This is a genomic window from Acinetobacter stercoris (genome assembly GCF_900323515.1).
Classification (GTDB): domain Bacteria; phylum Pseudomonadota; class Gammaproteobacteria; order Pseudomonadales; family Moraxellaceae; genus Acinetobacter; species Acinetobacter stercoris.
Genome location: NZ_OOGT01000430.1, coordinates 1 through 849, shown reverse-complemented (window position 1 = coordinate 849; position 849 = coordinate 1). Strand labels below are relative to the sequence as shown.

1 pseudogene is annotated in these 849 nt (G+C 27.3%); it reads left to right on the top strand.

The features are described from left to right. Positions 1 to 129 precede the first annotated feature (129 nt). Positions 130 to 849 (top strand): annotated as a pseudogene (locus KPC_RS20065) (hypothetical protein); the annotation flags it as partial.

The window sequence follows — 849 nt, the reverse complement described above, 5'->3', positions numbered from 1 at the left end:
ATAATAAACGTGGGAGAAGAAATGCTGAAGGAAAGTTAGTATATTTCAGGAAAAATAGCAAAAAAGTTCAAGATGGTGTGGCAGCGAGATTTATAAGTGAAAAAGCAAAAGCACTTAAGGAGTTAGAAAATGAAAAATAGTTTTTTATTTATTGCAGTGCTATTAATAATAACTGTTAATAAAGGGTGGGCAGATTTTAATTCTAGTAAAGTAGTTTTTTATAATATAGAAAACTCTTATATATTGTATAGTCATGGGAATGAAGTAAAAGAAGATTATATCTGGTTGAAATTAGCAGGTGATGCAAGAAAGGGGCAAGCTATATCAGGAGATTGTGATTTGCTTTTTGCAGGTAATCGAAAAAATAATATTATTAATGGGAAAGCATTGCATTATGAAACTGATATAAGTAGTAATGATGATATACAAAATGTCAAAGCTATGGTTAATGATCAATACATAACTTTTGATAATGATGAAATGTTTGGGCAATGTGGCTTAAACGTAGTTTATGGTAGTTTTTTAAGATCAAAGTTGAGTCAAAAAAAATACGATAAACAAATAAAAGAAATAATAGTAGATAATTTATATGATGCAAAAAATAATAATAATCCTAACCAACGAGCATTTAGTAATTTGGTTGATAACTTAAAATGTTCGGATATTTTGAATAATATACAGGAAATTAATGATATAGGCTTTTATTTACAACAGAGAAAATACTCTATTAATTCGGAAAAAATATTAAAAAAAGTTATTGCTTGTGAGCCAAACCGTGTTGTTACATATTTGAATTTAGGTGATGCATTGAATGATCAGTCAAAGATTATTGAAGCGAAAAAATATTAT